The 3596-nt window shown below is 44.9% G+C and carries 3 protein-coding genes and 1 tRNA gene; 3 read left to right on the forward strand and 1 reads right to left on the reverse strand.

All coding sequences use genetic code 11. From position 1 onward, the window contains the following. Positions 1–261 precede the first annotated feature (261 nt). Positions 262–1059, forward strand: a complete 798-nt coding sequence (gene mazG / locus MMIC_RS12215; protein WP_072660751.1) for a nucleoside triphosphate pyrophosphohydrolase — start codon at positions 262–264, stop codon at positions 1057–1059. A gap of 125 nt (positions 1060–1184) precedes the next feature. After that, the gene (pgsA, locus tag MMIC_RS12220; RefSeq protein WP_072660752.1) at positions 1185–1772 is read left to right on the forward strand and encodes a CDP-diacylglycerol--glycerol-3-phosphate 3-phosphatidyltransferase; all 588 of its coding nucleotides are present in this window, start codon (positions 1185–1187) and stop codon (positions 1770–1772) included. On the opposite strand, the gene MMIC_RS12225 is transcribed toward pgsA, so the two are convergent. Further along, the gene (locus tag MMIC_RS12225) at positions 1744–2922 is read right to left on the reverse strand and encodes an iron-containing alcohol dehydrogenase (protein WP_072660753.1); all 1179 of its coding nucleotides are present in this window, start codon (positions 2920–2922) and stop codon (positions 1744–1746) included. The two genes, pgsA and MMIC_RS12225, sit on opposite strands and share 29 nt — an antisense overlap. 117 nt (positions 2923–3039) lie before the next feature. Between MMIC_RS12225 and MMIC_RS12230 the strand changes: the two genes are divergently transcribed. Next, positions 3040–3116 (forward strand) — tRNA-Glu (locus MMIC_RS12230). Positions 3117–3596 lie beyond the last annotated feature (480 nt).

A 3596-nucleotide genomic window follows, 5' to 3' on the forward strand; every position in this document is an offset into this window, starting at 1 on the left:
TCGGTCAACCTCATGCAGCGAAGGAATATCGCCGAATTGCTGGGAGGAAGCTCACCGCCTCCAAAGCGAAAACCGACCGTGAATCCTCGCCAGATGGCACTGCTCAATGCTTAACCGGACAGCAGTGTTGATTATATATGTTTTTAGTGGGTAAGAGATGTTTTGTCGAAAGGACAGCGATGAATTTTCACAGAATATGTATAAAACAGAAATTTCATGACGTCGCATAATGGATATTATGTAAAGTTATAGGGAGCGAGTGTGCCGGACCGAATTAGAGGTAAAGATAATCATTACGATAAGTTATACGCACTTATGAAGGTGTTACGCGAAGAATGTCCATGGGATCGCGAACAAACCCTCCTCTCGCTGAGGCGTTATACTTTAGAAGAAGTTCATGAAGTGATTGAAGCCATTGAATTGGCGGACTCGACCGATGACTGGCAACCCCTGAAAAATGAATTGGGAGATCTTCTCATTCAAGTTCTTTTCTATTCACGGATCGCTGAGGAAGCCGGTAAATTTAATCTGGCGGATGTTATTGATGCCCTGGTCGAGAAAATGATCTACAGGCACCCTCATGTCTTTGATGATGCAAATCCTGATGACTTAACAGACCAATGGAACAGTTTGAAGGACGGTGAACATTCTGAACGCACCAGCCTGATGGATGGAATCCCTCCTTTGCCTGCACTTAAATACGCACAAAAACAGCAGCAGCGTGCTGCTCGCGTTGGTTTTGACTGGACTGAAGCTTCAGATGTGCTCGCTAAAATGCGTGAAGAACTGGAAGAATTGGAGTTTGAAGTGCGCAACAAATCGGACATAAGGCGCATCGAAGATGAATTTGGCGATGTGTTGTTTACCCTGACCAACCTAGCACGCAAATTAGACCTAGATGCAGAACTGTGTCTGATGCAAACCAATAGAAAATTCGCCGGCCGCTTCAGAGATATGGAGATAATTGCTGATTCCAGAGACCTTTCCCTGGCTGAAATGGATCTTGATGCTTTGGAATCGCTGTACACTGAAGCCAAAAATAAATCAGAACCGGAATGACTGATTGATTTGCGGTAATTCTCACTGTGTGTGCAGTGTCAAACGCATGTTAAAATCAGCAATAAATTAATAATCATGGATTTGTCCTTTACCTCTACGCAGTTGCAGGGATACTTGAGAATATAATGCAATGGACTATTTCCAATAAATTAACCATGGGCAGAGTTATTCTGATCCCGGTGCTTATGGTGGTTTTCTATCTGCCTGATTCAATGGGACACTGGATTTCCGCGCTGGTGTTTGTTTTGGCTGCAGCTACAGATTGGCTGGATGGTTATTTGGCCCGAAAACGCGGTGAAATAACCCCTTTCGGACGTTTTCTGGATCCTGTTGCAGACAAATTGCTTGTGGCTACGGCTCTGGTATTACTTGTCTCTGGCGGGAATGCGCCAGCCGTCCTGGCTGTAATAATCATTGGACGGGAAATCACGATTGGCGCGTTACGCGAATGGCTGGCTGAACGCAGCACGGTTGTGCATGTGTCTTTGATCGCAAAATGGAAAACAGCCCTGCAGATGGCCGCGATTTCCGCCCTTCTGCTGCATGAAACCATTCTGGGCCTGTCCATGCATGACACGGGTTTGATTCTGTTATGGCTTGCTGCTGCGTTAACGCTGTGGTCAGGTTATGAGTATATACGTGATGCATGGCCTGAATTGATGAGTCGACCGGATTTAACAAGTCCTACAGGCGAGAAGAAAGAAGATCTGTAAGCTCCTGCCTCGTTAAAATAATCGGGTTGGTCGCCATGCTGCCGCCACTGATATGATCAATTATTCTATCAGAATCTGCTGCTTTTACGCCATAATTGGATAGCGGTGGCATAAGTAGCCGCTCAGTCCAATGCTCCAGCAACTCCACCAGTCTGTTTTGTGCATCATCGTCAGGCAGTTCTTCATTCTGGCAAAACATGCGCCCTATCGCTGCATATTTTAATAAGCCCGGGTTCCCGGCTTGGCGCTCTCGCATGGCTCGAATGTTAAGTGCTGCAGCCTCGAATAGTAATGTTCCACACACCTCGCCATGCGGTATTGGAAAAAATGCCCCCAGAGGTGAAGCCAGGCCGTGTACAGAGCCAAGGCCTGCGTTTGCCAGCGTTAAACCGGAAATCGAGGATGCATACAACATTCCTTCTCGGGCTTGCAGATTATTTCCATTATCCACTGCAGGAATGAGTGAGTCCCTGATCTTTTCCAGGCCACTAAGAGCCAGAGCATCTGTCATGGCATTGGCGTTTGTGGATACATAAGACTCCAGAAGCTGTGTGAACGCATCCATGCCACATGCGGCAGTAACATGCTTTGGACAACTTAAAGTCAGTTCAGCATCCAGAATAATGTGCTTTGCGACCAGCTTTTCATCCCGGAACGATTTTTTAAATCCATTTACTCCAATCTTAGAAAGTACTGCATTTTTACTGGTTTCACCCCCTGTTCCTGCAGTAGTAGGTAAAGCAATAAATGGGGTGGATGGTCCTGTATAAATCTTGCCATGCCCTACCCCTTCCAGGTACTCCATCACCGAATCACCGCTCGGCAAAAGACCTGCAACGGCTTTGGCTGCATCAACAACACTTCCACCGCCAATGGCGACTACGCAATCGGGTGAAAAACTTTTATAAGAAGAAACAGCCTCATCCACCAGTTGTGGAGATGGTTCCCCACTGACTTGAATACGATGAATTTCAAATTTTTGCTGCAGGTTTTCCCATATATTCTGACAAATAGCTGAAGTATCGAACGAATTTCCGCCTGTCAGTATAAGAACCCTGGTTCCATATGAATGGATGATGTCAGGTAGCTTTTGATGCGTTCCAGTTCCAAAATGGATGTGCGGTGTGGAAGCAAAAAAGAAATTGTTCATGTATGAAAATTAGCAGAGCAAAGCATATCTCGCCAGAGATACTGTGCTCATGTAAAAAAGTTAAATTTTTTGATTGACGCGGAAATATCATTCGCTAATGTTCGCCGCGTTCCATAGGTCCCCATCGTCTAGTCGGCCTAGGACACCGCCCTTTCACGGCGGCAACACCGGTTCGAATCCGGTTGGGGATGCCAAATAAATCAAGCACTTGCGAGAAATTGCAGGTGCTTTTTTTGTTTCATGGTTAGTATATGGTTAGAATAGAGGGTAATTATACTAAATAGATCATTGGCCAAACGTATCGAAAAGAGTGCTTCGGCTCTTTATTGTACCATCATATATACCAACAAGTTTTGATCTACCCCCTATTTCCAAGGTAGTTAATTGGATTTGTATTTGGATAGGGTTATTTCTAATAGTTCTCTAACATTATCATAGATGCAACGCCTTACACCATCAGCTTCAAAGTGTTCATTATTTGTTGAATCATCTAAAATATGGCTCGCACAATGTTTGGTAACAATATCGTCTAATTCATCAATTTTTCTGTTATTCAGCGTTCAAAATTGACCCCCTAGAGGGGTAAATCAGCGTCCAAATTTGACCCCCCTGTAGTATCCCCAGCTAATGATTTAGTTGGAGGAAAAAACAGGAGTGATCACAGTGGAAACGAA

The sequence above is a fragment of the Mariprofundus micogutta genome (genome assembly GCF_001895085.1).
Classification (GTDB): Bacteria; Pseudomonadota; Zetaproteobacteria; order Mariprofundales; family Mariprofundaceae; genus Mariprofundus; species Mariprofundus micogutta.

Excerpts from the sequence above, each read along its gene's own strand:
- pgsA (WP_072660752.1), top strand. The coding sequence starts at position 1,185 with ATGCAATGGACTATTTCCAATAAATTAACCATGGGCAGAGTTATTCTG.
- MMIC_RS12225 (WP_072660753.1), bottom strand. The coding sequence starts at position 2,922 with ATGAACAATTTCTTTTTTGCTTCCACACCGCACATCCATTTTGGAACT.